Source organism: Corallococcus sp. AB032C (assembly GCF_003668935.1).
Taxonomy (GTDB): domain Bacteria; phylum Myxococcota; class Myxococcia; order Myxococcales; family Myxococcaceae; genus Corallococcus; species Corallococcus exiguus.
Genome location: NZ_RAWP01000008.1, coordinates 1 through 3,686 on the forward strand (window position 1 = coordinate 1; position 3,686 = coordinate 3,686).

The following is a 3,686-nucleotide window of genomic DNA, read 5'->3' on the forward strand; positions in this document are numbered from 1 at the left end:
CCCCCGAGCGCCATGCGCACGCGCAACTTCTCCTCCTCCGTCCGAGCGAAGAAGTCCCGAGCCAGCGCCTCCAACCGGGTTTGAAGCCCCAAGTCCACGCCATGGCCCACGACGTAGAAGAAGCCGGTGTTCCGACAGGCCGCGCCCATCTGAGCCGCGACCTCCCTCCGGGCCTGGGGGCTCGACGTGGGGTCGACGAGGGCACGGACGTCGATGAGGGGCACGGTATCCATGGCGCGAACTCTAGCCAGAAGTGCGTTGCCCCACCCTGCGCGGAAGCAAGGCTCCGGCAAATGCTCGACGCAGGCGTCCCCACCACCGGCCCAGGCGGCCCAGGGTCCCGTGAAGCGGTCCACCCGCATTGCATTCCGAGCCGCGCGATTGTCCGAGGGAACCGGATGGCGGAACCGTTGGCTGGACGCCACCCCCGCCGGACGAAACGCCTCCATCGGCCAAACAGTCAGCCAGGTCGCGCGAAACATCACCCGCCACCTCCCTCACGGCGCCCCCTCCATCGTGTCCACAGGACGCATCCTCTGGGGCGGGAGAAGTCAGCAGCGTCCCGCTGTCGGAATCCAAGGCGGCGGTCTCGCAATGGGGACGGAGTGCAACGCCGAGCGCCCCGGTGTCCTCGACGCATGGCTCAACGAGGCCAAGGCTCCGCTCGCCCTCGCAAGCCGCTGTCTCCAAAGCATCGTCCAGGGGGGCGGCCGGCACGGAGAAACCACGAAGGTCCTCAGGGGCGCATGGAGCCTCGGGGGAAGCCTGCTCCTGGGGAGCGGAGGCGGCGGCGGGAGCGAATGCGTTCAGCACGCGCTCATCGCGCGCCTTCAGCAGTGCTGGCAGCTCATGCTGAAGTGCCTGCACGTCGCGCTCGTTCAGAATCTCCATCACGCGGAAGGCCCACTCGCGCAGCGCCTCTCCGCCCATGAGCGGCAGCAGTTGGGCGGCTCCTCCCAGGAAGGCCCGCTGCAGGGACTGCACGAGGAGCACGTGCCCGGGACGCGCCGCCACCCGCGCCGCATGCCGAAGCAATTCGAATTCCGCTCGCGCGCAGACTTCCCCCGACTCCCAGCGCGCCGCGTCCTGGAGCCGGTAGCACGTGCTCCCCAGCCGGTCCAGGTCGAGGTCCGAGGCTCTCGCGCAGCAGTCGGCCAGCAACTCCACCAGCGCCTGCCGCTTGAGGCTGAAGTAGCCCTCCAGAAGCCACCGCGCATCCGGGTTGCTCGCGTCATGCAGCGCCAGGCCCAGGTTCTCCAGCGTCAGCGACTCATCCAGCGGCACCGCGCGCGTCTTGCGGCCGGAGCGCTGCACCACCAGGCCTCGCGCCGCCAGCCGCCGCAGCGCCTCGCGGATGGTGCCCCGACACACTTCATAGCGGCGCGCCAGCTTCGCTTCGGAGCCGAATCGCCCGCTCGGGTGAATCCGCCCCAGCGCGATATCGCGCTCGATTTGCGCCTCCACATAGGCCACGAGTCCTCGCCGTTCCATCCCCATTCCCCTTCCTCGTCCCAGCATCGCCATCCAACCACAGGGGTCTGACATGGACGTTCGGGCCCACCCTCCGCGTCGCTTGCCGGGCCAGCGCGCCCCCGGGCCGCATGGGCTGAAAACCTGTCCGACAGTCGGACAGGTTTTGAGGCAACCGGCCCCGGGCGGGCGCCTCTGCCCCTGGCCTGGTATCCGACCCCCACGACATCGCGGCCCGCGGCTGCGCGCCGAAACGCCGCTCGGTCTGGCTCACCACTCAGGGTTGCGGCATGGGGCGACGCTCTTCTTGCGCCCTGCTGAGTGCTCCGGTGTGGGGAAGGCGGCAGTGCCAGGCACTTACGTCTCTCCGCAGGTTGACCACTTCCCGCTACCCTCTCGGTCCATGACCTCCGCTCGCGTCCCTGGCTCCCCGTTGCGGGTGGGCCTCCTTGGCTATGGCCTGTCCGGCACGCGCTTCCATGGGCCCCTCATCGCCTCGGAGCCCGCGTTCACCCTGGCTGCCGTGGCGTCCAGCCGCGCTGACGCCGTGGCCCGCGACTGGCCAGGTGTCCGCACCGGCACTGTGGAGTCGCTGCTGGCGGATCCGGACCTGGACGTGATTGTGGTGTGCACACCCAATGACTCGCATGCGTCGCTCGCGGGACAGGCGCTTCGCTCGGGCAAGCATGTGGTGGTGGAGAAGCCCTTCGCTCTGGACGCGGACGAGGCGATGCGGCTGGACGCACTCGCGAAGGAGCGCGGGCTTTGCCTCACCGTGTTCCACAACCGGCGATGGGACGGCGACTTCCTCACCGTGCGTCAGTTGCTGGAGCAGGGACGGCTGGGGACGCTCTACAGCCTGGAGAGCCATTTCGACCGCTTCCGGCCCCAGGTGAAGGATCGCTGGAAGGAGCAGGACGTGCCCGGCGGCGGGACGCTTTGGGACCTGGGCTCGCACCTCGTCGACCAGGCAGTGCAGCTCTTCGGCTTGCCAGAGTCAGTGGCCGCGGACCTGGGCCGACAACGTCCGGGCGCGCAGGGCACGGATTGGTTCCACCTGGTACTGCGTTACGGCTCACTGCGCGTACTGCTGCACTCCGGATCCGTGGTGCACGCGCCGTGGCCCCGCTTCGTGTTGCAGGGCGACCGGGATGCGTACGTGAAGCATGCGCTGGATCCGCAGGAGGGACAGCTCGAAGCGGGCTTGCGTCCCGGCCATCTAGACTTTGGCCGCGAACCCGCGGAGCGCCACGGCCGGTTGCTGGCCTCGGGGGAAACCGTCGCCACTGTCCCTGGTGCGTATGGCCAGTTCTACCAGCAGCTCGGCGCCGCCATCCTCCACGGCGCGCCCGTTCCCGTGACGGCGCTGAGCGCGAGCGAGACAGTGCGCGTCATCCAGGCTGCGATCCAAAGCGACCTCGAAGGCCGCCGCATTCCGCTGCCTCCTCGCGACTGAAAATCAGAGCGTCTTCTCCAACACCAGGAACGTGGGCGACGCGTAGCCCGCGTGCGTTCCATGGGAATGGAAGACGTAGCCCTGGCGCGCGTACCACGCATGGTGCGACGTGAGCGCGAGCCGCACCGACAGCCGCACGCGCGTCTGGCCCGACGCGCGCGCTCGGGACTCCACTGCGTCCATGAGGCGCAGCGACATGCCCTGTCCCCGGTGTGATGGCAGCACCGCGAGCCGGTCCAGGTACAGGTGGTCCACCTTCGGGTGGAAGAACACGCAGCCGAAGAAGACGCCGTCCGCCTCCGCGACGAAGGCGCCGCCGTCCGACAGCTCGCGCCGCACCACGGCCTCCGTCTTGTCGTGCGCGCTGGAGGGCGGATCCAGGCGGCCGCGGTATTCCTCGAAGGCGTCGCGCAGCACCTGGGTGATCCGCTCGGCGTCGGTGGGCACGGCTTCGCGGATCCGGAAGGACTCGGGCATTCCCGAAGTCTAGTGGAAACGTCAGGCGCGGGCGTTTCACCACCACGGTGAAACACCGCTGAAACATGTCACCAGAGACCAGGCGTGGAGCGGAATTGCCGCCAGGTCCCCACCGTCCGCACGGCTGTGCCCCCGAGCGGGCTGACAGCCAGGCCCTCTCGACCAAATCGCTGCGGCCGTGTCGGAGTGCCTGTCTACTATCCCGCGCGCTCGCGAGTCCGGGAACCCGTCACATCTCATTCCCGAGCGTTCGCGAGGCCCCCTCCCAAGGAGTCTCTGGCCC

General features: G+C 69.1%; 4 protein-coding genes. 1 reads left to right on the top strand and 3 read right to left on the bottom strand.

Annotation, left to right across the window (positions count from 1 at the left end):
• Both D7X99_RS04890 and D7X99_RS04895 read right to left on the bottom strand, forming a co-directional pair.
• Positions 1 to 233 (bottom strand): 2-oxoglutarate and iron-dependent oxygenase domain-containing protein (locus D7X99_RS04890; RefSeq protein ID WP_199756319.1); only part of this gene is annotated, 233 nt, incomplete at its 3' end.
• A 10-nt stretch (positions 234 to 243) separates the two neighbouring features.
• Positions 244 to 1,497 carry a FadR/GntR family transcriptional regulator gene (locus D7X99_RS04895; RefSeq protein ID WP_121776704.1) on the bottom strand — a complete coding sequence of 418 codons (1,254 nt, stop codon included), beginning with the start codon at positions 1,495 to 1,497 and terminating at the stop codon, positions 244 to 246.
• 412 nt (positions 1,498 to 1,909) lie between these two features.
• Here D7X99_RS04895 and D7X99_RS04900 point away from each other — a divergent pair, with 412 nt between their 5' ends.
• Positions 1,910 to 2,926, top strand: a complete 1,017-nt coding sequence (locus tag D7X99_RS04900) for an oxidoreductase (protein ID WP_233613090.1) — start codon at positions 1,910 to 1,912, stop codon at positions 2,924 to 2,926.
• 3 nt (positions 2,927 to 2,929) lie between these two features.
• On the opposite strand, the gene D7X99_RS04905 is transcribed toward D7X99_RS04900, so the two are convergent.
• Complete coding sequence (locus D7X99_RS04905; RefSeq protein ID WP_121776706.1) at positions 2,930 to 3,403, bottom strand: GNAT family N-acetyltransferase; 474 nt, start codon at positions 3,401 to 3,403, stop codon at positions 2,930 to 2,932.
• Between the last annotated feature and the right edge of the window lie 283 nt (positions 3,404 to 3,686).